Annotated in this window: 20 protein-coding genes; 18 read left to right on the top strand and 2 right to left on the bottom strand. The window is 31.0% G+C overall.

Features of this window, described 5'->3' with window-relative positions:
- Window positions 1–15 precede the first annotated feature (15 nt).
- The 15 genes from ACWW38_RS05620 to eno all read left to right on the top strand — a co-directional run bounded on the left by ACWW38_RS05620 (window position 16) and on the right by eno (window position 18,248).
- On the top strand, window positions 16–837 hold the full coding sequence (locus tag ACWW38_RS05620) for a Cof-type HAD-IIB family hydrolase (RefSeq protein ID WP_456259825.1): 822 nt from the start codon (window positions 16–18) through the stop codon (window positions 835–837).
- Between the two features lie 76 nt (window positions 838–913).
- Window positions 914–1,918: a spore photoproduct lyase gene (gene splB, locus ACWW38_RS05615; protein ID WP_456259824.1), complete on the top strand. Its 1,005-nt coding sequence runs from the start codon at window positions 914–916 to the stop codon at window positions 1,916–1,918.
- A gap of 98 nt (window positions 1,919–2,016) precedes the next feature.
- Window positions 2,017–2,502, top strand: coding sequence for a tRNA (uridine(34)/cytosine(34)/5-carboxymethylaminomethyluridine(34)-2'-O)-methyltransferase TrmL (gene trmL / locus ACWW38_RS05610; protein ID WP_456259823.1), 486 nt, complete (start codon window positions 2,017–2,019; stop codon window positions 2,500–2,502).
- A 15-nt stretch (window positions 2,503–2,517) separates the two neighbouring features.
- Window positions 2,518–3,360: a DegV family protein gene (locus ACWW38_RS05605; RefSeq protein WP_456259822.1), complete on the top strand. Its 843-nt coding sequence runs from the start codon at window positions 2,518–2,520 to the stop codon at window positions 3,358–3,360.
- Window positions 3,361–3,547: 187 nt separating this feature from the next.
- A complete protein-coding gene (rpoN, locus tag ACWW38_RS05600; protein ID WP_456260421.1) occupies window positions 3,548–4,915 on the top strand; it encodes an RNA polymerase factor sigma-54 in 1,368 nt (455 codons plus the stop codon).
- Window positions 4,916–5,117: 202 nt separating this feature from the next.
- Window positions 5,118–6,179, top strand: coding sequence for a sugar-binding transcriptional regulator (locus ACWW38_RS05595; protein ID WP_456259821.1), 1,062 nt, complete (start codon window positions 5,118–5,120; stop codon window positions 6,177–6,179).
- A gap of 41 nt (window positions 6,180–6,220) precedes the next feature.
- Window positions 6,221–7,228 (top strand): type I glyceraldehyde-3-phosphate dehydrogenase, encoded by a 1,008-nt coding sequence (gap, locus tag ACWW38_RS05590; protein WP_456259820.1) that lies wholly within the window; start codon window positions 6,221–6,223, stop codon window positions 7,226–7,228.
- A 270-nt stretch (window positions 7,229–7,498) separates the two neighbouring features.
- A complete protein-coding gene (locus ACWW38_RS05585) occupies window positions 7,499–8,641 on the top strand; it encodes a BMP family lipoprotein (protein ID WP_456259819.1) in 1,143 nt (380 codons plus the stop codon).
- A gap of 138 nt (window positions 8,642–8,779) precedes the next feature.
- Entirely contained in the window at window positions 8,780–10,321 is a 1,542-nt protein-coding gene (locus ACWW38_RS05580) for an ABC transporter ATP-binding protein (protein ID WP_456259818.1), read from the top strand.
- Window positions 10,314–11,420: an ABC transporter permease gene (locus ACWW38_RS05575; protein ID WP_456259817.1), complete on the top strand. Its 1,107-nt coding sequence runs from the start codon at window positions 10,314–10,316 to the stop codon at window positions 11,418–11,420. Before ACWW38_RS05580 ends, ACWW38_RS05575 begins: the two co-directional genes overlap by 8 nt.
- Entirely contained in the window at window positions 11,413–12,327 is a 915-nt protein-coding gene (locus tag ACWW38_RS05570; RefSeq protein ID WP_456259816.1) for an ABC transporter permease, read from the top strand. The genes ACWW38_RS05575 and ACWW38_RS05570 overlap by 8 nt, the downstream gene beginning before the upstream one ends.
- A gap of 814 nt (window positions 12,328–13,141) precedes the next feature.
- The gene (locus ACWW38_RS05565) at window positions 13,142–14,338 is read left to right on the top strand and encodes a phosphoglycerate kinase (protein WP_456259815.1); all 1,197 of its coding nucleotides are present in this window, start codon (window positions 13,142–13,144) and stop codon (window positions 14,336–14,338) included.
- 181 nt (window positions 14,339–14,519) lie between these two features.
- Window positions 14,520–15,272 (top strand): triose-phosphate isomerase, encoded by a 753-nt coding sequence (tpiA, locus tag ACWW38_RS05560; protein WP_456259814.1) that lies wholly within the window; start codon window positions 14,520–14,522, stop codon window positions 15,270–15,272.
- Between the two features lie 47 nt (window positions 15,273–15,319).
- On the top strand, window positions 15,320–16,861 hold the full coding sequence (gene gpmI, locus ACWW38_RS05555; RefSeq protein WP_456259813.1) for a 2,3-bisphosphoglycerate-independent phosphoglycerate mutase: 1,542 nt from the start codon (window positions 15,320–15,322) through the stop codon (window positions 16,859–16,861).
- 85 nt (window positions 16,862–16,946) lie between these two features.
- Entirely contained in the window at window positions 16,947–18,248 is a 1,302-nt protein-coding gene (gene eno / locus ACWW38_RS05550; protein ID WP_456259812.1) for a phosphopyruvate hydratase, read from the top strand.
- A 150-nt stretch (window positions 18,249–18,398) separates the two neighbouring features.
- Here eno and ACWW38_RS05545 read toward each other — a convergent pair whose 3' ends face one another.
- On the bottom strand, window positions 18,399–18,650 hold the full coding sequence (locus ACWW38_RS05545; RefSeq protein WP_456259811.1) for a hypothetical protein: 252 nt from the start codon (window positions 18,648–18,650) through the stop codon (window positions 18,399–18,401).
- A 200-nt stretch (window positions 18,651–18,850) separates the two neighbouring features.
- Between ACWW38_RS05545 and secG the strand changes: the two genes are divergently transcribed.
- Window positions 18,851–19,078: a preprotein translocase subunit SecG gene (gene secG / locus ACWW38_RS05540; RefSeq protein WP_456259810.1), complete on the top strand. Its 228-nt coding sequence runs from the start codon at window positions 18,851–18,853 to the stop codon at window positions 19,076–19,078.
- Between the two features lie 527 nt (window positions 19,079–19,605).
- On the opposite strand, the gene ACWW38_RS05535 is transcribed toward secG, so the two are convergent.
- Complete coding sequence (locus ACWW38_RS05535; RefSeq protein ID WP_456257925.1) at window positions 19,606–20,784, bottom strand: IS110 family RNA-guided transposase; 1,179 nt, start codon at window positions 20,782–20,784, stop codon at window positions 19,606–19,608.
- Window positions 20,785–21,398: 614 nt separating this feature from the next.
- On the opposite strand from ACWW38_RS05535, the gene rnr reads away from it, so the two are divergent.
- Window positions 21,399–23,639 carry a ribonuclease R gene (rnr, locus tag ACWW38_RS05530; protein WP_456259809.1) on the top strand — a complete coding sequence of 747 codons (2,241 nt, stop codon included), beginning with the start codon at window positions 21,399–21,401 and terminating at the stop codon, window positions 23,637–23,639.
- A gap of 68 nt (window positions 23,640–23,707) precedes the next feature.
- Window positions 23,708–24,175, top strand: a complete 468-nt coding sequence (gene smpB, locus ACWW38_RS05525) for an SsrA-binding protein SmpB (protein WP_456259808.1) — start codon at window positions 23,708–23,710, stop codon at window positions 24,173–24,175.
- The last annotated feature ends 61 nt before the right edge of the window (window positions 24,176–24,236 follow it).

Below are 24,236 nucleotides of genomic sequence, written 5' to 3'. Positions count from 1 at the left end.
GGAGGAGAGATTTAAGTGTCTTATAAGTTAATTTGTTTAGATATGGATGGAACTTTATTAAATGATAATAAGGAAATCAGTAATAAAAATAAAGAAGCCATAAAAAGGGCTAATGAAAAAGGAGTAAAAATAGCTATATGCACCGGAAGATTATTTACTTCTGCTAAATATTATGCACATCTTTTAGGAGTTGAGGCTCCAGTTATAGCATCAAATGGAGCTTATATAAGAGAAAAAGATAGAGAGGAAGTAATCTATCAGTCCGGATTAAATGAAGAAGACTGCATGAATATTCTATCTATAATAAAGAAATATAGTTTTACAATTTACTATAATACATTTGATACTATAGTATCACAAAAACCATTTCCTAAAGGGTATACTTATCTTGAAATGAATGAAGATTTACCTGAAGATATGAAAATAAGGCTTCATGTAAATGGTAATTTAGAAGAAGAATTTAAAAAGAGAAATGGTGAAATTTTAAAATGTATATGCATTAGTAAAGATTATGAAGCTCTAGCAGAAGCAAAAAATGAGATTATAAAACTAAATAAGTTTGAAGTAGTTAGTTCACTTAAAGATAATTTTGAAATAATGAACAAAAACGTATCTAAAGGACAAGCAGCTGATGTGTTAGCAGGCTTTTATGGATTTGATAGAAGTGAAGTTATATGCATAGGAGATGGGGAAAATGATCTGTCAATGATAAACTTTGCAGGATTAGGAGTAGCTATGGGCAACGCTCCAGACTATGTAAAAAAATTTGCAAATTATATTACTGATACTAATAACAATGATGGGGTTGCAAAAGTAATAGAGAAGTTTGTTCTATAATTTATTTTAACTTTGTATACTTAAATATAGTTACTCAAATACTATCCCTAATTAAAAGAAGGAAGGGATAGTATAAATGTTTAAACCTAAAAGAATAATTTTTGAAGAAGCTGCCCTAAACTATGAACTAGGAAAAAAGCTTTATGAAAAGTTTAATAAAGATGTTGAGATAAAAATTTCCAAAACCGGAAGAGTAACGGGTATTCCAGGTAGTACTCATAGTGACATGTATATAGAAGGTAAAAATACTTTAGTAGTAGGGGTTAGAAAAGATTTAGAATTTCAATCCTGCAAGCCTTCAGCTCATTATCAGCTTCCCTTAGTAAGCGGATGTATGGGAATGTGTGAATATTGTTATTTGAATACCAGAATGGGAAAAAGGCCATATATAAAAATTCATGTTAATATGGATGATATTTTAAAAAAGGCAGAACAGTATATAAACACGAGAAAACCAGATATAACTATATTTGAGGGAGCTGCTACATCTGATCCAGTACCTGTAGAAGAATATAGTGGAGCATTAAAAAGTGCTATAGAATATTTTGGGAAAAGTGATTTTGGAAAGTTTAGGTTTGTAACTAAATATACAGATATAGATAGTCTTGTAAATTTAAATCATAATGGAAATACCATGATAAGATTTAGCATAAATACAGATAGAATAATAAAAGATTTTGAACATAGAACACCATTGATAAGTAAGAGACTTGAGGCAGCATATAAAATCGCTGAAAGTGGTTATAAGTTGGGATTTATAATAGCACCTGTATTTTTTTACGAAAATTGGGAAGAGGATTATAAGGATTTAATTTTACAAATACACAAATATTTTCATGGAAGAGAAATTGATTTTGAGATAATATCTCATAGGTTTACAAAAACAGCCAAAGAAAATATAAAAAACATTTTTCCACAAACATTACTCCCTCTAGAAGAAGAAATAAGAAGTTTTAAATATGGACAATTTGGATACGGAAAATATGTATATAAAAAAGAAGAACTAGAATATATGAAGAATTTTTTTAAAGAAAACATAAATAAGTGCTTTGGTGAAAATAGGATAAATTACATTATATAGTACGAGCATAGACACACAAATTTAATAATTTTCTTACTTTACCTTATTCTTCAATTAAGGTAATATAGTTATGTGATGTGTCAAGGGAGGGAATAAATGTGAAAACAAATGTACCAAGCTTAAATATAGTTTTATTTGAACCAGAAATACCTCAAAACACAGGTAATATAGGAAGAACATGCGTATTAACTAACAGTAAATTACATTTAATTAAACCTCTAGGGTTTAAAATAGATGATAAGCAAGTAAAAAGAGCAGGATTAGATTATTGGCCAGAACTTAATTTGGAAATTCATGAATCCTTTGATGATATGATATCAAAGTACCCTAATGCAAGAGTTTTTCTGTCTACAACAAAAGAAACTAAGTATCATCATGACGAAGTAAAATATGAACTAGGGGATTTTATTGTTTTTGGCAGAGAATCTTCAGGACTACCAGATTACATTAGAGATAGATATGTTGAGAATAGAATTAGAGTTCCCATGGTTAATACAACTACCAGATCGTTAAATCTTTCTAATACTGTGGCTATAGTGGCATATGAGGCTTTGAGACAATTAGGATTTCCAGAAATGAAATAAGGGGGGAGTCTTGCTATGGAAAAGATAAAAATAATAACGGATAGCACCTGTGACCTGAATAGGGAGGCTATTGAAAAATATGATATAGATGTAATACCGTTAATAGTTAACTTTGGAGAGGAATGCTATTTAGACGGAATAGATATAGATATAAGGGAATTTTTACGAAGAATAAGTAATGGAGACGTTTTTCCAACTACTGCAGGAATAAATCCTCATAGATTTTGTGAGATTTATAAAAAATATCTAGATGAAGATTATAAGATTATATCAATACATCTTTCTTCTAAGATGAGTGGTACATATCAATCAGCATGCATTGCTAAGGAAATGCTGGAAAGTGAAAATATTATAGTAATAGATAGTCTAAATGTTACAGCTGGTTTAGGATTATTAGCAATAAAAGCTGCAGAACTAAAAAATGAAGGTTATACATTAAAGAAGATTGAAGAAAAGGTTAAAGAACTTATTCCACATATTAAAACAGCCTATGCATTCGCTAGTTTGGACAATCTAGTTAAGGGTGGAAGATTGTCAAAAACAGCTGGAGCCATAGGAAATCTATTGAATATAAAATTAATACTGGCTGTAGTAGATGGAAAAATGGCTGTTATAGATAAGGTTAGAGGAACTAAAAAGGCTATACGAACTATATTGAATTCTATAGAAGAAAACAATCTAAATAATGAAGAAACAAGTATATTACTTCATATAGATAATGAAGATATACTTCCAGCATTACAGGAAGAATTAACTAAAAGAGAAGTTAATTATATAGAATGTGAAGTTGGTTGTGTTGTTGGGACACATTCAGGCCCTAATGCTTGCGGTATAGCTTATATAGAAAAGTATAACTAATGAAAATGAATCTACTATAAAACAAGAAAATAATCTAAATGCCGACAAAAGTTGGCGTTTTTTTGTATAATTAGAGGGATAAAGGCTTCATTATAACATAAATATAAATATTAATAATTTAATTGGCCCATACTTATGGTATAATGTTAATGCAGTACTATGTGCAAAGTGGTGATAAGATATGAGAATGGAGTTTAGACTTAATCTAACACAAGAACAAAAGTTAATAATGACTCAACAAATGCAATTGTCAGTTAAATTGCTTCAAATGTCAAACTTTGAAATTCAGAAGTATATAGAAAAAGAGGTTCAAGAAAACCCAGTACTAGATGCGGAATATAGGAAAAATGAAAATGATTCAGGTAAATTAAAGGATGAAATCGACTACAAGAAATTTCTCAAGTACTTGGATTTTGATGATTATGGACATGGTAGTTATTCTAAAGATGAAGAAGAAGTATCGCCATTTAATTTTATTAGTGCAAAACAATCCCTAAAAGAGTTTCTAGTAGAACAAATAGTAGAACTAGATGAAAATAATAACCTTAAATCTGTGTGTAAATACATTATAGAAAATATAGATGAGAGAGGTTATCTAGATAATACTCTTGAAGATATACAAAATGAACTTAGCATATCTAGAGAATTAGCTGAAAAAGCTTTAGAAATTATTCAATCATTAGAACCTCTAGGAATAGGGGCAAGAGATATAAAAGAATGTTTGAAAATTCAGCTAAAAACAAAAGGGATTGAAGATGAAAAAATATATAAAATTGTAGATGACTATTTAGAAATGATAGCGGAAAACAAATATAATATTATAGCAAAAGATTTAAAAATAACAATTAAGGAAGCTCAAGATTATGGTGATATTATAAAATCTTTAGAACCAAAACCTTCTAGGGGATTTTATACTGGTGAAGAGACAAAATATATAGTTCCAGAAGCATATATAAAAAAAATAGATGAAGAATACTGCATAATTATGAATGATGGTTCTATTCCGAGATTAAACATAAACCAATTATATAAACAAATAATTAACAAAGAAGAAGATAAAGAAACCGTTAAATTTGTAAAGGATAAGCTAAATAGTGCTGTATTTCTAATTAAAAGTATTAGACAAAGAGAAAATACAATTTATAATATTCTTGAAAAAATATTAGAAATTCAAAAAGAATATTTTGAATTTGGAGATGAGTATTTAAAACCAATGACATTAAAAGAAATAGCAGACAGTCTAGAAATACATGAATCTACTGTAAGCAGAGCAATAAGAGAAAAATATATTCATACAGATAAAGGTACTATTAAAATTAAAGATCTATTTACAACAGGAATTTCTAGAACAGATAGCTTTGAAGATATCTCTACAAAAATAATAAAAAAAGAGATACAAGAGCTTGTAAATGGTGAGGATAAGAAGAAGCCATTTTCAGATCAGAAAATATGTGATTTATTAAAAAATAGAAATATTGATATTTCAAGAAGAACTGTAGCAAAATATCGTGAGGAGATTGGAATAAAATCTTCAAGCAAAAGAAAAAGGTTTTAAAATTAAATACATGAGGAACAATAAAGGAAAAGGTATTAATGTATATATCTTTTCCTTTTTATTTTATAAAAAAATAATTAAATGAAGTTTTAACAATTTTTTTCTTAAATCCCTTTTAAAAAACTATTATATGATTTATAATGAAAGTGGGACATGAAATAAATATATGGGACATTATGTGACCAAAGAAGGTGTTTGATTTTTGAAATATAATTTAGAAGTTCAAAAAAAAGTAGTTCCAGAAGTACTAGAGCTATTAGATAAAAGATATAATATTTTAACTACTATTTATTATAACCAACCCATAGGACGTAGAATGCTTGCAAGTTTTCTTGGAATGGGTGAAAGAATAGTAAGAACTGAAATTGGATTTTTAAAAAAACAGGGATTAATTGATATTAATGCTGAAGGAATGACAGTAAACTATGAAGGTAAAAAAATATTAGAAGACTTAAAAGAATTTATACATGATCTGAGAGGTCTTTCTGATATGGAAGAATTCCTTAAGAATAATTTAAATTTAAGTCAGGTTATTGTTGTTCCAGGCGATGTAGATGAAAATGATCTTGTCCAAGAAGAAATGGGAAAAAGTGCAGCTATCCATTTAAAAGCTATATTAAAAGATAAAAATGTAATAGCTTTAACTGGCGGAACAAGCGTAAAGAAAATGGTTGACAACATGCCGAAGACAAATGATTACAGAGATATTTTAATTGTACCGGCAAGAGGTGGACTTGGAAGAAATGTTGAAATTCAAGCAAATACACTGGTAGCTAAGTTAGCAGATAAATTGTCAGCTGATTATAAAATGTTACAACTTATTGATAATGTGGATTATGCAGAAATATTTGCAATTCTAAATGAAGAAAGTATTAAAGAAGTAGTAGAACATATACACAAAGCTAATATACTAATATATGGCATTGGTAAATCTGATGAAATGGCTATAAAAAGAGGACTAGATGAAAATGAAATAGATGAACTAAAGAAAAAAGGAGCAGTAGGAGAAGCTTTTGGATGTTATTTCAACTGTAATGGAGAAATTGTTTTTTCAACTCCGACAGCAGGAATTAAAAATGAAGATACTAAAAAAATAAAAAATTTAATAGCCATAGCTGGTGGTAAAAGCAAGGCTGAAGCAATATTGGCAGTGCAAAGGTATAATTCGAAAAATACATTAATTACTGATGAAGGCGCTGCTAAAGAGATTATAAATATAATAAAAAAAGAGAACACTAATAAAGATTCAAATGAGAGTATATAAAAAAATAATATATAAAAGATTATTTTAGGAGGTAATTTTAAATGAAAAAAGTTGCAATCAATGGTTTTGGAAGAATAGGAAGAAATGTATTTAAAGCATTAGTTAATAATTACAACAATGAACTACAGGTAGTTGCTATCAATGACTTAACTGACCCAGCTACATTAGCTCATTTATTAAAATATGATTCACTTTATGGAAAATTTGCAGGTACTGTAGAAGCAAAAGAAAGTTCTATAGTTGTAAATGGAAATGAAATAAAAATATTCGCTGAAAGAAATCCAGAAGATATAGATTGGAACAGCACAGGGGCAGAAATTGTTATAGAATCAACTGGGCTATTTACAGATGCTAACAAAGCTAAAGCTCATTTAAAAGGAACAGTTAAGAAAGTACTTATATCAGCTCCAGCTAAAAATGAAGATATAACTATAGTTATGGGAGTTAATGAAGAGAACTATGATGCAGCTAAACACAATATAATTTCTAATGCTTCATGTACAACAAACTGTTTAGCACCATTTGCTAAAGTACTTGATGAAGAGTTTGGAATAGTTGAAGGATTAATGACTACTATCCATTCATATACTGGAGACCAAAGAGTGCTTGATGCTCCACATAAAGATTTAAGAAGAGCAAGAGCAGCAGCAGAATCAATGGTTCCAACAACTACTGGAGCTGCTAAAGCAGTAGCATTAGTATTACCTCAACTAAAAGGCAAATTAAATGGAATGGCTATGAGAGTTCCTACTCCAACAGTTTCTGTAACTGATCTTGTATGTACAGTATCAAAAGATGTAACTGCAGAACAAATAAATGCAGCATTTAAGAGTGCAGCAGAAGGAAAATTAAAAGGAATACTTGGATTTAGTGAAGAACCATTAGTATCAGTAGATTACAGAGGAGATGAAAGATCATCAATAGTTGATGGATTATCAACTATGGTTATAGGAACAAGAATGGTTAAAGTTGTTTCTTGGTATGACAATGAATGGGGATATTCAAACAGACTTGCGGATTTAACTAAATATGTAGCAGATAGATTATAATATAGAATAATTAGAAAATAATATAAAAGGCATTATTTTGATGTAAAACTGAAAATAATGCCTTTTCTTAACTAATATACAAATAAGATAGAGATAATATCAGCTTGATTTTTAGATTTATTTAGCGTATATTATTAATAGAAAGTTAAAATTTAATGTAAAAAGTTACTAGAGAGTATTAGTGAAAGGAAAATGGAAACGGTTCCTTTTGTTAAGAAATCCTATGTAAACCTTTACGTAACAACACAACTTATCTTGGGAGGTAAAATTATGAGAAAAAGAAAGTTAGTTGCTGTATTAGCAACAGTTGCAGTTGTGGCATCATTGTTTGCAGGGTGTGGTTCAAGTAATAAGGGTACAGCAGACAAGGGTAAAGACCAAACTAATCAAACTAAAAAATCAGACGTAATAATTGGACTTGCAACTGATGAAGGTGGATTAAATGATAAATCATTTAACCAAGCAGCTGATACGGGAATAAAGAAAGTTCAAAGTGAATCTGGAGTTCAATACAAACCTGTAGAATCTACTAATAAAGATGCTTACACTGCTAATCTACAAGCTTTAGCATTGGACATGAAGAGTAATTTAACATTTGCTATTGGATATCAAATGGAAAAAGCTTTAACAGATGTAGCTAAACAAGCTAAAGATAGTAACTTTGCAATAGTTGACACTGTTGTTAATCTTCCAAATGTTCAATCATTAGTATTTAAAGAACATGAAGGTTCTTTCTTAATGGGAGTTATAGCTGCTAAAACTACTAAAACTGGTAAGATTGGATTCATTGGTGGTAAAGAAGGAGATCTTATTGGTAAATTTGAAGCAGGATATGTAGCAGGAGCTAGAGCTGTAAATCCAAACATAAAAGTAGATGTTAGATATGCTGATAGTTTCGCAGAATCTGCAAAAGGATATGAACTTGCAAAAGCAGAATATGGCGAAGGTTCAGATATTATATATCATGCAGCAGGTGGTGTAGGTCTTGGATTATTCCAAGCTACAAAAGAACTTAGAAAAGCAGGAAAACAAGTTTGGGCTATAGGTGTTGACATGGACCAAGCAATAACAGTTTTAGATGAAAATAAAAAACCTATATATGCAGATGTAATCCTTACAAGTATGATAAAGAGAGTTGACACTGCAACTTATGAAGCATCTAAAGAAATAGTTGAAGGTAAATTTAAAGGTGGTACAGTAAAAGTATTTGGTCTTGCTGAAGAAGGTGTTGGAATAGCTCCATCTTCAAGAGGAGTAATTCCAGAGGATATGAAAGGTTTAGTTAAATCAAATGTACCACAAGATGTTTTAGCTTTAGCTGATAAATATATAGCAGCTATAAAAGAAGGAAAAATTGCAGTTCCAGAAAAACCAGCTGATGCTAAAAAATTCACAGCAGAACCTATAAAATAATTGCTTTAAAGATCTTTAAAATTCTAAATAAAGCATAAAATATTTAATGTTAGGGAAGCTAGATGTATTATACATCTAGCTTTTACAATCTAAATCTAATGTGCTAATAAAACTTAATTACCGTTAGGGGGAATAATGATGGAAAAAGTAATAGAAATGAAAGGCATTACTAAAGTATTCCCAGGAACAATAGCTAATGAAGATGTGGACTTTACACTTTTAAAAGGTGAAACCCACGTATTGTTAGGAGAAAATGGAGCAGGGAAAACCACGTTGATGAACATACTTTATGGTTTATATCAACCTGAAAAAGGAGAGATATACATAAAGGGAGAAAGTGTAAAAATAACCAACCCTAATGATGCCATAAAAAGAGGCATAGGAATGGTTCATCAACACTTTATGCTTGTTCATAATTTTACTGTAGCTGAAAATATAGTACTAGGTACAGAGCCAAGAAAAGGATTAAAACTTGATACAAACAAAGCAATAAAAGACGTAGAGGAAATTGCTAAAAAGTATGGATTTAACATAGACCCTACTGCAGTAATAGAAGATATAAGTGTTGGACAACAACAAAAGGTTGAAATACTAAAAGCACTATATAGAGGAGCAGAAATATTAATATTAGATGAGCCTACTGCAGTATTAACTCCTCAAGAAATAGAGGAATTGAATATAATCATAGATAATTTAAAAGCAGAAGGAAAATCAGTAATACTTATAACACATAAGCTAAAAGAAGTTATGAGCATGAGCGATAGAGTAACTATAATAAGAAGAGGAAAAGTTACTGGAATAGTTAATACTAAGGATACTTCAATAGATGAACTTGCTGAGCTTATGGTTGGTAGAAAAGTTAAACTTGTAGTAGATAAAAAACCAAGTAACCCAGGTAGAGATATTTTAGTTATAGAGGATTTACATGCAAAAGATTCAAGAGGACTTCCGGCTGTAAATGGGGTTAGCCTAAAGATAAGTGGCGGAGAAATTTTGGGTATAGCTGGAGTTGATGGAAATGGTCAAACTGAATTTATAGAAGTTTTAACTGGCCTTAGAAAGCCTGAAAGTGGTAAAATAATTTTAAATGACAAGGATGTTTTTGGTAAATCAACGAGAGAAATAATGGATAGCGGATTAGGGCACATTCCAGAAGATAGACATAAAAGAGGACTTATTCTTAAATATTCACTGTTTGAAAATGCTATTCTTGGTGTACAGCATTCAGCTCCTTTTAGCAAAAAAGGTATAATGGATTATGGGAAAATAAGAGAATATGCCAATAAAATAATTAAAGAATTCGATGTCAGAACACCAAGTGATGAAGTTCCTGCATCTTCTCTTTCAGGGGGAAATCAACAAAAGTTGATAGTTGCAAGAGAAATTTCCAAAGATCCTGATCTTTTAATTGCAGCACAACCAACTAGAGGAGTTGACGTTGGAGCTATAGAATTTATTCATAAAAGACTTGTGCAAGAAAGAGATTCTGGAAAAGCTGTTCTTCTAGTTTCCTTTGAACTAGATGAGATCTTAGCTTTATCTGATAGAATTGCAGTAATGTATGACGGCAAAATAGTTGGAGTACTCAATAGGGAAGATGCAGATGAGCAAAAACTAGGTGTCTTAATGGCAGGAGGAAGCCTTAAGAGTCATGAAAAAGAGGTGAATGAAGTTGAGTAATGAAGTGAAAAATGAGAATAAAGCTTTAAAAAGCGTAAGAAACGTACTTAGGAGTCTTCTATTCCCTATATTTGCGATTATAGTATCTATATTCGTTTCTGTATTTTTCGTTATGTGGGCAAAAGGATACTCAATAACACAATATTTTTCAGCTCTAATAGACTTATTTAAATTAATTTGGCAAGGAAGCTTTTCAACTCAAAGAAATACACTTACCACTTTATCTTACGTAACACCATTAATATTTACAGGTGTAGCTAACGCAATAGCTTTTAGATGTGGATTATTCAATATAGGTGTAGAAGGACAATTCTTAATGGGAATGGTAGCTGGTGGAATACTAGGATTAATTCCAGGATTAAATCCAATAGTTCATGCCATAGTTATAATAGTTGGAGGTATAATTATTGGAGGTATATGGGCTGGTATACCAGGAGCTTTAAAAGCAAAATTTGGTACAAATGAAGTTATTAATACTATAATGATGAACTACATTGGTATGAATGTAGCAAACTGGATAGTAAAAAAATCTGTTTTTGCTATTCCAGGAAAATCAAGTACTCCTTTAATTCAAGAAAGTGCAAGACTTCTAAGATTTAGCAGCACAAGTGAAGCTAACATTAGTATTTTCTTCGCAATAATTTTTGCGGTACTTGTATATTGGTTATTATGGAGAACTACCATAGGATATGAAATAAGAGGAGTAGGTTTAAACCCTTCTGCTTCAGAATATGGTGGAATTAGTGTATCTAAAAACATGATATTAGCAATGGTATTATCTGGTGCTATTGCAGGTATTGGTGGAGCAACACACATAGCTGGCGTAAGATATCAAGTACAAGATTTTATGGGACTTCCTGGTTTTGGATTTGACGGTATAGCTGTTGCCCTTCTTGCTAAATCAAACCCTATAGGTTGTATAGCTTCTGCAGTATTGTTTGGAGCCCTAAAGAGTAGTTCAACAGTGCTTCAATTACATGATATACCAAAGGAAATAGTTTTCTTAATTCAATCAATAATAATTATATTCGTAGCAACAGATTACATCTTGAAATATTTTGCAGATAAAAGAAAGAAGGGAGAGGTAGTAAATGGATAATCTTATAATACCATTGATAGCAGCTACATTAAGAATGGCAGCGCCTCTTATATTTGCAGCCCTTGGAGGAGTTTTTTCAGAAAGATCTGGAGTAGTTAATATAGGCCTTGAAGGTATGATGATAATGGGTGCTTTCTTTGCAGTTTACGGATCATATACAACTGGAAGTCCAGTGATTGGAATAATATTTGCAATGATTGCAGGAGGGGTTATTGCGGCTATACATGCTTTCTTAAGTATTCACCTAAGAGCAGATCAAATTATATCAGGTACAGCAATAAACCTTTTCGCCACAGCTTTAGCTAGTTTCTTAATAGGACCCATATTTAAAACTGGAGGACAGACTAATGTTGTTAAAGGATTAGGTTATAACCTTCCAGGATTTTTGAAGAATGTACCAATACTTAAGAGTTTAAATTGGTTCGTTATACTAGCAATAATACTAGTTTTTGTCACCAATTATGTAATATTCAAGACTCCTTTAGGATTAAGAATAAGAGCTGTTGGAGAACATCCTAGTGCTGCTGATACTCTAGGAATCAGTGTATATAAAATGAGATATCTATGTGTAATATTATCAGGAATACTTGCTGGACTTGGCGGAGCTGCACTATCTATAGGAAATACTCCACTATATAGAGAAGGAATGGTTGCAGGACGTGGATTTATAGCCCTAGCAGCTATGATATTTGGTAACTGGAAGCCAATTGGAACCATGTGGGCTTGTATGTTATTCGCTTTTGGTACTGCATTCCAAATGACCGCTCAAGGATTTAATATAAATCTACCAAATGAATTCTATCAAAGTATCCCTTATATACTAACAATGTTAGCTTTAGCAGGTTTTGTTGGTAAAACAGAAGCTCCAAGAGCAGATGGTCAACCATACATTAAGGGAGAGAGATAATAAATATTAAGTAGAATGCAACAAAATAGCGGCATGTAAGATTACTAGGCTAACGCATATATGTATCATTGAGAAACCTTCAACTGATACATATATGCTAGCCAGTAATCTTACATGCCTTAATTAGTTGCAACTAATAATTACTAAAGTAAATACTAAAAGGACTTCAAAAATCAAAATGATAATTTTGTATGGCGTAGCCGCGCTGTAAAGTTACTAAGTAAGTGTTATTGAGGACAACTTAATAAATTAACAAATAAATGCGTTAGCATGTGAATATCGGTAATTTCATATTTCTTAATTGAGTGCAATCAATAAAATACTAATACGACTTCAACAGGCTCCGCCTAAAATCATGCCATCCTCACCGGATTAAGCGCTCTGGGCTTCTTTAGGAGCCTATTGATATAGTACTTATCACAGTTAATAATTTAGGTACAGTTTAAATAGTAGTTGTTATTACAAAATTTTTAAAATTGCTATTTAAAAAAAGTTAAGCATACATTATAATTAAAGTGGGACGAATATTACAATATATGGGACTTAAAATGTCCATTGATAGATTATTTTAAAAGCTAATAAATAATAATAAAACAGTGTAAAATAATATGTATTAGACAAGAAGAGTAAGCGCATAAAAAGTATTAGCATAAAAAAGGTATTATAGGAGGCGATGTCATTAAATATTAAAATATTCTATTTTGCCAATTATTTTGATATTGACTCGATTTAGTATTATAATTATCTAGGAAGTGTTAGAAATTACTTGAATTGCTCAATATATTTTCAGAAAAAAGTGAAGGGAGATATTATTATGAAATTAAATAAGAAAACTGTAGAGGATATACAAGTTCAAGGTAAAAGAGTGTTAGTAAGATGTGATTTTAATGTTCCCCTTAAAGATGGAGTTATAACTGATGAAAATAGATTATTAGGTGCTATGCCCACAATTAAATATTTGATAAATCAAGGAGCTAAGGTTATACTTTGTTCACACCTTGGAAAGCCTAAGGGAGAAGCAAAACCAGAATTATCATTATTACCAGTAGCTAAAAGACTTTCTGAAATGCTAGGAAAAGAAGTAATATTTGCAGCTGACAGTAATGTAGTTGGAGAAAATGCAAAAGCTGCAGTAGAAAACATGAAGAATGGTGATGTTGTATTACTTGAAAATACAAGATATAGAAAAGAAGAAACTAAGAATGAAGATAACTTTTCACAAGAATTAGCTTCACTTGCTGATGTATTTGTAAATGATGCATTTGGAACAGCTCATAGGGCACACTGTTCAACAGTTGGTGTGACAAAGTTTGTTAGTGAATCAGTATGTGGATACTTAATTCAAAAGGAATTACAATTTTTAGGAGAAGCAGTAGAAAACCCAGAAAGACCATTTGTTGCAATACTTGGAGGAGCTAAAGTTTCAGATAAACTTGGTGTAATTAATAACTTGTTAGATAAAGTAGATACATTAATAATAGGCGGAGGAATGGCTTATACATTTTTAAAAGCACTAGGACATGAGATAGGTAAATCACTTTTAGAGGAAGATAAAATAGAGTATGCTAAAGAAATGATGAAAAAAGCAGAAGACAAAGGAGTAAAATTATTACTTCCTGTAGATGTTACTTATGCTGATAAATTTGATGAAAATGCAGAACCAAAAATATCAGAAGGCAGAGATATACCAGCTGATCATCAAGGATTAGATATAGGACCAAAAACAGCAGAAGTTTTTGCTGATGCTATAAAAGATGCTAAGACAGTAATCTGGAATGGACCTATGGGAGTATTTGAATTTGCAAACTTTGCAAAAGGAACTATAGCTGTTGCAAAAGCTATGGCTGAATCAAATGCAACTACAATAATTGGTGGTGGAGATAGTGCATCAGCAGTTAATAATTTAGGTTTTGGAGATAAGATGACACACATTTCAACTGGCGGTGGTGCATCACTTGAATTCTTAGAGGGAATAGAACTACCAGGAATAGCAGCACTTACTGATAAATAATTAGAGTAATAATAGAAAAATATTATAAGAAGTACTAGATATTAGGGACTAGAAGAGGATGCTTTATCTATATAAAATTTTTATAACTTCCTGTAATAGAAATTTTATGATTAAATTTTAGGTAAGTAGTTTCAATATCCGTGTCTAATTCATAGTACATAAATGATAAGGGGTGTATGAATTGAGAAAAGCCATTATAGCAGGAAATTGGAAGATGAATAACACTGTATCAGAAGCAGTTAAACTTATAGAGGATTTAAAACCGTTAGTTAAAGATGCTCTTTGTGAAGTAGTTGTTTGCCCATCAACTATATGCTTAGATGCTGTAATAAAAGCCACTAAAGATACTAATATAAAAGTAGGAGCTCAAAATATGCATTTTGAAGAAAGTGGAGCTTTTACTGGAGAAACTTCACCTGTTATGTTAGAAAAAATAGGAGTAGACTATGTAATATTAGGACATAGTGAAAGAAGACAATATTTTGGTGAAAATGATAAGGACTTAAATAAAAAAATGAAAAAAGCCTTTGAACATAATTTAATTCCAATACTTTGCGTAGGAGAAACTCTTGAAGAAAGAGAAGCAAATATAACTGAAGAAGTATTAGGAACACAAATAAAGCTTGATTTAGCAGGACTTACAAAAGAACAAATTGAAAAGACTATAATAGCTTATGAACCTGTATGGGCTATAGGAACAGGAAAAACTGCTACGGCAGAACAAGCTGAAGAGACAATAGCTTTCGTAAGAAAAACAATTGGAAAAATGTTTGGAGATGAATCTGCACAAAAAACAAGAATCCAATATGGTGGTTCAGTTAAGCCATCTACAATAAAAGAACAAATGGCAAAACCTAATATAGATGGAGGTCTTATAGGAGGAGCTTCATTAAAAGCAGAAGATTTTGCAGGAATAGTAAATTTTGATAAATAATATAAGAATTCTATGATGTAAAATTCTTATATAACGGAGGTGATTAAATGGGCAAAAAACCTGTAATGTTAGCTATTCTAGATGGATTTGGTATATCAAGCCATGAAGATGGAAATGCAGTTAGAACAGCTAAAAAACCTAATCTTGATAAAATTTTAGTAGAATATCCTTCCACTAAGTTAGGTGCCAGTGGGTTATCCGTTGGACTTCCAGAAGGGCAAATGGGAAATTCAGAAGTTGGTCATCTAAATATAGGTGCAGGTAGAATTATATATCAAGCACTTACAAGAATAACAAAAGCTATAGAAGATGGAGATTTGTATAACAATGAGGCGCTATTAAAAGCTGCTAATAATGTTAAACTAAATAACTCCTCACTTCATTTTTTAGGACTACTATCAGATGGGGGAGTACATTCACATATAGAACATTTAAAGGGATTACTTAGCTTTGCTGAGAAAAGTGGAATAAAAAAGGTATATGTACATGCTTTTTTAGATGGTAGGGATACACCTCCAGATTCAGCTCCAAAATATATAGAAGAGATTGAAAACTATATGAAGGAAATAGGAGTAGGTAGTATTGCTACTTTATCAGGAAGATATTATGCTATGGATAGAGATAAAAGATGGGAAAGAGTTGAACTTGCATATGATGCTCTTGTGTTAGGAAAAGGTGAAAATGCGGCTAATACAAAAGAGGCTATAGAAAGATCTTATCATGATAATAAGACAGATGAGTTTGTTCTTCCTACAGTTATTTTAAAAAATGGGGAGCCTACAGCTACTATTAAAGATGGTGATTCTGTAGTATTCTTTAACTTTAGACCAGATAGAGCAAGACAACTTACAAGAGCAATCAATGATAAAGTTTTTGAAGGTTTTGAAAGAGAAAATTTAGATTTAACCTTTGTAACTTTAACAGAATATGATAAGACAATCGAAAATGTTTATGTAGCATTTGCACCAGAAAGTTATAAAAATACTTTCGGAGAATATTTAAGTAATCTTGGAAAGAAACAATTAAGAATAGCTGAAACAGAAAAATATGCTCATGTAACATTTTTCTTTAATGGTGGAGTTGAGGAGCCATACCCTAATGAAGATAGAGTATTGATACCTTCACCAAAGGTTGCAACTTATGATTTAAAACCTGAAATGAGTGCTTATGAAGTAACTGATCAGGTTTTAAAGAGAATAGATTCTGATGAATATGATGCAATTATACTAAACTATGCAAACCCAGATATGGTAGGGCATACAGGTGTAATTGAAGCAGCTATAAAAGCGGTGGAAACTGTGGATGAATGTTTAGGTAGAGTTGTGGATAAAATACTAAAGAAAAATGGTTCAATATTTATAACTGCAGACCACGGAAACTGTGAACAAATGGTAGACTATTCTACAGGTGGGCCAATGACAGCACATACTACTAATCTTGTACCATTTATTTATGTATCTAATGATGCTAAAGAAAAAGATTTGATAGATGGTGGTATACTTGCTGATATAGCACCTACAATGCTCAATGAAATGGGAATTGAGGTTCCTAAAGAAATGACAGGTAAAAACTTAATAAAATCTAAATAATAAAAAGATTTAGTGCGGTAGGAAACAGATTTACTGTTTTCTACTGTATATATAAATTCTATCTAAATTTTAGGAGGAGATATTAATGAAGACTTTCGTAGAAATAGTGGATGTTTATGCTAGACAAATATTAGATTCAAGAGGTAACCCAACTGTAGAAGTAGAAGTAGAATTAGAAGATGGAACAGTAGGAGTAGCAGCAGTTCCATCAGGAGCATCAACAGGTATATTTGAAGCTGTTGAATTAAGAGATAATGATAAATCTGTTTACATGGGAAAAAGCGTTGAAAAGGCTGTTGAAAATGTAAATGAAATTATTGCTGAAGAATTAGTTGGAATGAATGCATTTGATCAAGTAGCAATAGACAAAATAATGATAGAACTTGATGGAACTGAAAACAAGGGTAAACTTGGAGCAAATGCAATGCTTGGAGTATCACTTGCTTGTGCTAGAGCTGCTGCACAATATTTAGGAATTAGTTTATATCAATACATAGGCGGAGTTAACGCTAAAGTCTTACCAGTGCCTATGATGAACATATTAAACGGTGGTTCTCATGCTGATAATAACGTAGATCTACAAGAATTCATGATAATGCCTGCAGGCGCTAAATCTTTCTCTCACGCTTTAAGAATGTGTGCAGAAATATATCACACATTAAAAAGCTTATTAAAGAATAAAGGCTTATCAACTGGTGTTGGTGATGAAGGTGGATTTGCTCCAAACTTAAACAGCAACGAAGAAGCTATTCAAGTTATCATAGAAGCTGTTGAAAAAGCAGGATACAAACCAGGAGAAGAAATATTTATAGCTTTAGACCCAGCATCTTCTGAATTCTACAATACAGAAGCTAAAAAGTATGAATTAAAAGGAGAAGGAAGATCTCTAACTCCAGCTGAAATGGTTGACTACTATGCAAACTTAGTAGAAAAATATCCAATAATCTCAATTGAAGATGGTATGGCAGAAGAAGATTGGGAAGGATGGAAGTTAATAACTGAAAAGCTTGGTGGAAAAGTTCAATTAGTTGGAGATGACTTATTTGTAACTAACACTAAGAGACTTTCAATGGGAATTGAAAGAGGAGTTGCTAACTCAATTCTTATAAAACTTAACCAAATAGGAACATTAACTGAAACTTTAAATACAATAGAAATGGCTGAAAGAGCTGGATACACAGCAGTAGTTTCTCACAGATCTGGAGAAACTGAAGATACTACAATAGCTGATTTAGTTGTTGCTGTAAATGCTGGTCAAATCAAAACTGGTGCTCCAGCAAGAAGTGAAAGAGTTGCTAAATACAATCAATTATTAAGAATTGAAGAAGAATTAGCAAATATGGGAGAGTATAGAGGACTTAACGCTTTCTATAACCTTAAAAAATAATATTTTGTGAATTAGGGCTATCTAAAAAGAGGTGAGAGTACCTTTTAGATAGCCCTTACTTTTATAAGTATCATTCTCATAAATATTATTACTTTGGTATAAGTAGTTATTATATTCAGATGGAATTTGATTGTAAAAATTATTTCTAATTTAGAAATAGTTTGATTTACTTTGTGAATTATGCGAATTATTTTTTGAACCATTATTTTGATTTTGTGATTGCTGCTGAGACTCGTCAGATGCCATTTTAGCTGCAATAATTAGCAATGTGGCACCAACGGCTGTTACAAAATTTCCTAAAATATTTATTTCATCTGCATTAAGGTTTTGAGATAAAGCTACTGCAACCACTGATGAAAGAATAGCAAGCTGTGCTGGGGTTAATGAATTTGCATACGACATGGCATCCTCCTCCTTATATATAATATACTGATGCAATGTTTATAGTTACAAATAGTATTATGGTAATATGAATAAGGGTAATTTTTATGTATAAAGCAAGCAGCTTTGTTTTTATTGTAATTTATTGTATAGTATGATAGAATAGAAATAATGTAAAGATAAATAGTAGATAAACTTATAGAAATAGGAGGTGCATGTAGGTGCATAGATTTTTACAAATTGCACAAATAATAGTAGCAGTTGCACTTATAGTTACTGTTTTAAGACAGCCAGGAAAAGCAGATGGTTTTAATTTAATATCTTCCAGTGGAGAAACATTTTACGCAAAGAATAAAACAAGAACTTATGAATCATTTTTAGTCAGATTGACTATTATTTTATCAATATTATTTGCAGTAATAACAGCGTGCTTAACTTTAATAAAATAATTTGATTTTTAACTTATAGTATTACATATATATTTCTAGTATAAAAACATTATAAAGTTTGTATAAAACATATAGTGCTATAAAAGTATTATATGTTTTAAATTTAGGCTATGTTTTAATTTTTTAAAACATAGCCTAAATTTATATATAGTATTGCAGGTGAATTATCATATTAATGGATATTTTTCTCCGCTTTGCTACGAAAAATTTTAATTTTATTTAATTTGTTAAATTTAGTTGCCTTATCGATAATTCAGTTAACAAAGCTAAACACTTGTTTTTCTATAATTGAAAACTTTTCTTAATACCAATGGAGATAAGTTTTCCTTAACTATTCACTTTATAAGAATTTCTAGAACTTGCTCAAAATTCTCTTAGTGAATTATACACCTTCTTATTTTTAGTACCTGTAATTAGACTAACTATATGAAGTCAAGGTAATTTTAAAAGAAAAGTTATATTTTTAGTTTCTTAAAAAAGTGCATGACAAATAAAGCAACCTAGTTGCCTTTTTTAAAAAGTCAGGATTACATTTGTGGAATAAATGTGGTATTGGTTTTTAAAAGATAAAATACAACACGTATAAGCTTTTTAGCAACATGGCTCATGGCAACATAGTAATGCTTACCTTCTGACTGTTTCTTTGATAAGTATAATGCAAAGGTTGAATCTCTCATTGAAACAGTTCTAGATGCAGTAAGTATAGCCCAACGGAGATATGTAGAGCCACGTTTTACCATCGGTGTATGAGAAGCACTGTATTTACCAGATTGATATGTAGAAGGATCTAATCCAGCGAATGCTAAAAGTTTAGCTGGGCTTGTAAACTTCTCTATATCTCCAATTTCAGAAAGTATTATAGCTGCTAGAGTATATGAGATACCTGGAATACTCATTATTGGAGAATTAATCTCGGTAACAACTTCTTTTATTTGAAGGTCTAAAGCATCAATCTCAGCTTGAACTGATTGAATTAACCTAATAGTTTGTTGTAATTCAAAAGATAAAGATTTTGTGCTAGTTCCAATTGAATGCCTAGCGGCTTCTTTTAAAGCGGTAGCTTTATCTTTTCCATATTTGCCCCTAGAAGCCTTACTTAGAATACTAGTAAGCTTAGTGAGATGGCAATTAGCCACGTCCTGCGGACCAGGTAACTCCGACAGGAGGCAATAAGAGGAATTTTGATGAATTGACCAAAAGTATTTAGGTAGTTCAGGAAACATGATATCTATTAGTCTTGTTATTGATATTTTTAATTTTCCTCTATAACCGATTAAACGATATCTATGTCTAGTTAGTGACTTTAGCTCTTGAATCTGATATGATACTGGTGAATAGGATTTTGTATCATCAGAAAAGAGCATTTTAGCAATAACTAATGCATCCGTTTTATCGGTCTTAGTTTTCCTAAGGGTTTGAGCCTTACGGAAAAGATTTGTAGCTAAAGGGTTGAGAATAGAAAGCTTGAAACCTTTAGCATACAAGAAGTTTTGGAGATTAGTGCTATAATGACCTGTTGATTCAAGTCCTATTTTTACGTTAGAAATATCCTTGTCAGGCAGAGAGGAAAGAATTGAGAAATAAAGCAATTCAAAGCCTTCACGAGAATTGGATATACGTAAAGAATCATTAATAATAACACCATCTGAATCAACGATACAGCAGTCATGCTTCTCTTTAGCTACATCGATTCCAATATAAATCATAAGAACACTCCTTATAGTTTAGTCCGCTATGTTCCACTCACTTTATGCTAAATGTATCCTTGCTCTATATAAAACGTCATGCGTTATCTAACTAATTAACAAATAAGCATAAAGCTGTGGTTATATCCTAATTTAAATAGTCTAGCTATATGTAAAAAAACTAATCCACAGCGTCTTATGTTATTATAGTAAATTATCTTTAAGAAAGGAAAAGTATAATGAATTTACTATGAGTTCATTATACAAGGTAAATAAAGCAGCCTTTAGTACTACTTTATGAACTGAAGGTTTCTCAGTGATACATATATGCGTTAGCCAAGTAATCTTACATGCCGCTATTTTATAGCACTTTACTCATTGTTAGAACTAATTCTTTATTTTCATATTATAAATTATATTTTCAGAAAATAATACTTCGAAAACCAAAGTTTGACTAGGTATGATAATTAAGTTAGTATTAAAATATATATAATGTTATCAAAATATAAATGTTATTAAAATTCATATTGTGGATATTGAATAGATAAAGTTAAAAAAATAAAACATGCGATTAATAATAGCCAGAAAAGCAAACAATACATAATATAGTGTTTATACGATTGGAGGGAAAATTAGTGAACATAAAAAAAGTACTTTTAGATTTTATGAGAGAACAGGCATATAAACCTATGGATATACAAGAGTTGGCCCAAGTTTTTGGTATATCAAAATCTGACATGAAAGATTTTAAGGATATACTAAAGTCTATGGAAAAAGAAGGAAGTGTAATAAAAACAAGAACAAATCATTATGGTGTTCCAGAAAAGATGGGACTCATTGTTGGAAGACTTCAAGGGCATCAAAGAGGGTATGGTTTTGTTATACCAGATGATGGAAGTCCAGATTTGTTTATTATATCTTCATATATGAATGGCGCTATGAATGGAGACAGAGTAGTAGCTAAAGTGCTTAGAGAAGAAAATAAGGGCAAGAAACGTGAAGGTGAAATAATAAGAGTTACAGAAAGAGCAAATGATACAATAATTGGAGTTTACGAAGCAAGCAAAAATTTCGGTTTTGTAGTTCCAGAGGATAAGAGAATACATCAAGATATATTTATACCTAAAGATCACTCAAATGGAGCTTCTCAAGGAGACATAGTAATAGTTAAAATAACTCAATGGCCAGAAAAGAGAAGAAATCCAGAGGGTGAAATTAAAGAAATTCTCGGCAAAAAGGGAGAAAAGGGAATTGATATTCTCACAATTATAAAGAAATTTAAACTTCCAGAAGAATTTCCACCAAAAGTTCAAAGTTATGCACAAAATATATCTCAAGAAATACCACCAGAGGAATATGAAAATAGAGAAGATTTAAGAGATATTAAAATGGTTACCATAGATGGAGAAGACGCTAAAGACTTAGATGATGCTGTATCAATACAAAAGCTTGAAAATGGCAACTATTATCTAGGAGTTCATATTGCAGACGTATCTCACTATGTTAAAGAAAAGAATCCACTGGACAAAGAAGCATTAAAAAGGGCTACATCAGTTTATCTAATTGATAGAGTTATCCCAATGCTGCCAAGAGAATTATCAAATGGAATTTGTAGTTTGAACCCTAAAGTAGATAGACTTGCTATGTCTTGTTTTATGGAAATAAACAATCAAGGTAAAGTTGTGGATTATAGAATTACCAAGAGTGTAATAAAGACAAATGAAAGAATGACATATACTGATGTAACTAAGATATTAAGAGATCATGATGAAGAACTTATAGAAAGATATAATTACTTACATGAAGACTTTAAAGTAATGGAAGAGTTATGTGATATTTTATATAACAAAAGAATAAGAAGAGGAGCTATTGATTTCGATTTTGAAGAATGTAAAATTATATTAAATGATAATGGAAAACCTATAGATATTAAACCTTATGAACGAGCAATTGCTAATAGAATAATTGAAGAATTTATGCTTGTATGTAATGAAACAGTAGCAGAGCACATGTTCTGGACTAAGTTGCCTTTTGTATATAGAGTCCATGAAGATCCAGATGAAGAAAAGCTTCAAAGATTTAGAACATTTGCTTATAATTTAGGATATTTTATAAAAGCCAGCAATGAAGTACATCCAAAGGCATTACAACAAATAGTTGAAGAAGTAAGAGGAAAAAAAGAAGAGACTGTGGTAAATACATTGTTGCTTCGTTCATTAAAACAAGCAAGATATTCTCCGGAATGTATAGGTCACTTTGGGCTTGCAGCTAAATATTACTGTCACTTTACATCACCAATAAGAAGATATCCAGACTTAATTATCCACAGAATAATTAAAGAATCTATATATGGAGCAGTTGATGATGATAGATATAAGCAGTTACAAAAGGCAGTAGATTATGCAGCTATTCAATCATCAGATATGGAGAGAATTGCTGTAGAAGCTGAAAGAGAAGTTGACGACTTGAAGAAAGCAGAATATATGAGTGAAAGAATAGGAGAAGAATACCATGGAATAGTATCTTCAGTAACCAACTTTGGAATGTTTGTTGAACTTCCAAATACAGTAGAGGGATTAGTTCACATTAGTAATATGGATGATGATTACTATGTATATGATGAAGAACATCTATGCTTAATTGGTGAAAGAACTAAGAGAATATATAGACTAGGTGATGAAATAAGAATTAAAGTTGCAAAAGTAGACTTAGATTCTTATGAAATATACTTTGATATATTAAAAAATGAAGATGAAACTGATGAAACAGTAGAGCAATTACCTAAGATACCAATTTCAAAATTGAGTGAAGATGAAATTAAGGATGCCATTAATGAGGAAAAATTGAATAAGAAAATAGATAACTTGTTGGTATAGCTTGACTAATAATTTATGACAGTGTATAATATATACCCACAAACGACTATTTAGAAGTAGGTGTTAATATGGGGAAAGATAATAAAAGTAATAGTCTTGCACAAAACAGAAAAGCATATCATGATTACTTTATAGATGAAGTTTTTGAGGCAGGTATTGCTCTTGTAGGTACAGAAGTTAAGTCAATAAGAGGCGGAAAAGCCAATTTAAAAGATAGTTATGCCCAGGTTAAAAATGGAGAAGTTTTCGTTTGCAATATGCACGTAAGTCCATATGAAAAAGGAAATATATTTAATAAAGATCCATTAAGAGAAAGAAAGTTGTTACTTCATAAGAAGGAGATAGATACTTTATTAGGGTATACAGCTCAAAAGGGATTTACATTAATACCATTAAGCCTTTACTTGAAAAAAGGAAAAGTTAAACTTGCACTTGGAGTAGCAAGAGGTAAAAAGAATTATGACAAGAGAGATGCTATAGCGGAAAAGAGTGCAAAAAGAGATATAGACAGACAAATGAAAGAAAGATATAGATAGGCCTTGAAGTTTAAGGCCCTTTTTTTATTTATCACACTGATTTATAAGTCCGCATAATCTA

Source organism: Clostridium sp. JNZ J1-5 (assembly GCF_053901425.1).
The sequence above is the reverse complement of the archived record's forward strand: the minus strand, read 5'-3'. Positions and strand labels throughout refer to the sequence as shown.

What these genes read in the sequence shown, in the direction of transcription:
- ACWW38_RS05535 (WP_456257925.1), bottom strand. Translation starts at nt 20,784, where the DNA reads ATGATTTATATTGGAATCGATGTAGCTAAAGAGAAGCATGACTGCTGT.
- ACWW38_RS05580 (WP_456259818.1), top strand. Translation starts at nt 8,780, where the DNA reads ATGGAAAAAGTAATAGAAATGAAAGGCATTACTAAAGTATTCCCAGGA.
- ACWW38_RS05605 (WP_456259822.1), top strand. Translation starts at nt 2,518, where the DNA reads ATGGAAAAGATAAAAATAATAACGGATAGCACCTGTGACCTGAATAGG.
- gpmI (WP_456259813.1), top strand. Translation starts at nt 15,320, where the DNA reads ATGGGCAAAAAACCTGTAATGTTAGCTATTCTAGATGGATTTGGTATA.
- ACWW38_RS05565 (WP_456259815.1), top strand. Translation starts at nt 13,142, where the DNA reads ATGAAATTAAATAAGAAAACTGTAGAGGATATACAAGTTCAAGGTAAA.
- rpoN (WP_456260421.1), top strand. Translation starts at nt 3,548, where the DNA reads ATGGAGTTTAGACTTAATCTAACACAAGAACAAAAGTTAATAATGACT.
- ACWW38_RS05585 (WP_456259819.1), top strand. Translation starts at nt 7,499, where the DNA reads ATGAGAAAAAGAAAGTTAGTTGCTGTATTAGCAACAGTTGCAGTTGTG.
- eno (WP_456259812.1), top strand. Translation starts at nt 16,947, where the DNA reads ATGAAGACTTTCGTAGAAATAGTGGATGTTTATGCTAGACAAATATTA.
- gap (WP_456259820.1), top strand. Translation starts at nt 6,221, where the DNA reads ATGAAAAAAGTTGCAATCAATGGTTTTGGAAGAATAGGAAGAAATGTA.
- smpB (WP_456259808.1), top strand. Translation starts at nt 23,708, where the DNA reads ATGGGGAAAGATAATAAAAGTAATAGTCTTGCACAAAACAGAAAAGCA.
- splB (WP_456259824.1), top strand. Translation starts at nt 914, where the DNA reads ATGTTTAAACCTAAAAGAATAATTTTTGAAGAAGCTGCCCTAAACTAT.
- ACWW38_RS05545 (WP_456259811.1), bottom strand. Translation starts at nt 18,650, where the DNA reads ATGTCGTATGCAAATTCATTAACCCCAGCACAGCTTGCTATTCTTTCA.
- ACWW38_RS05570 (WP_456259816.1), top strand. Translation starts at nt 11,413, where the DNA reads ATGGATAATCTTATAATACCATTGATAGCAGCTACATTAAGAATGGCA.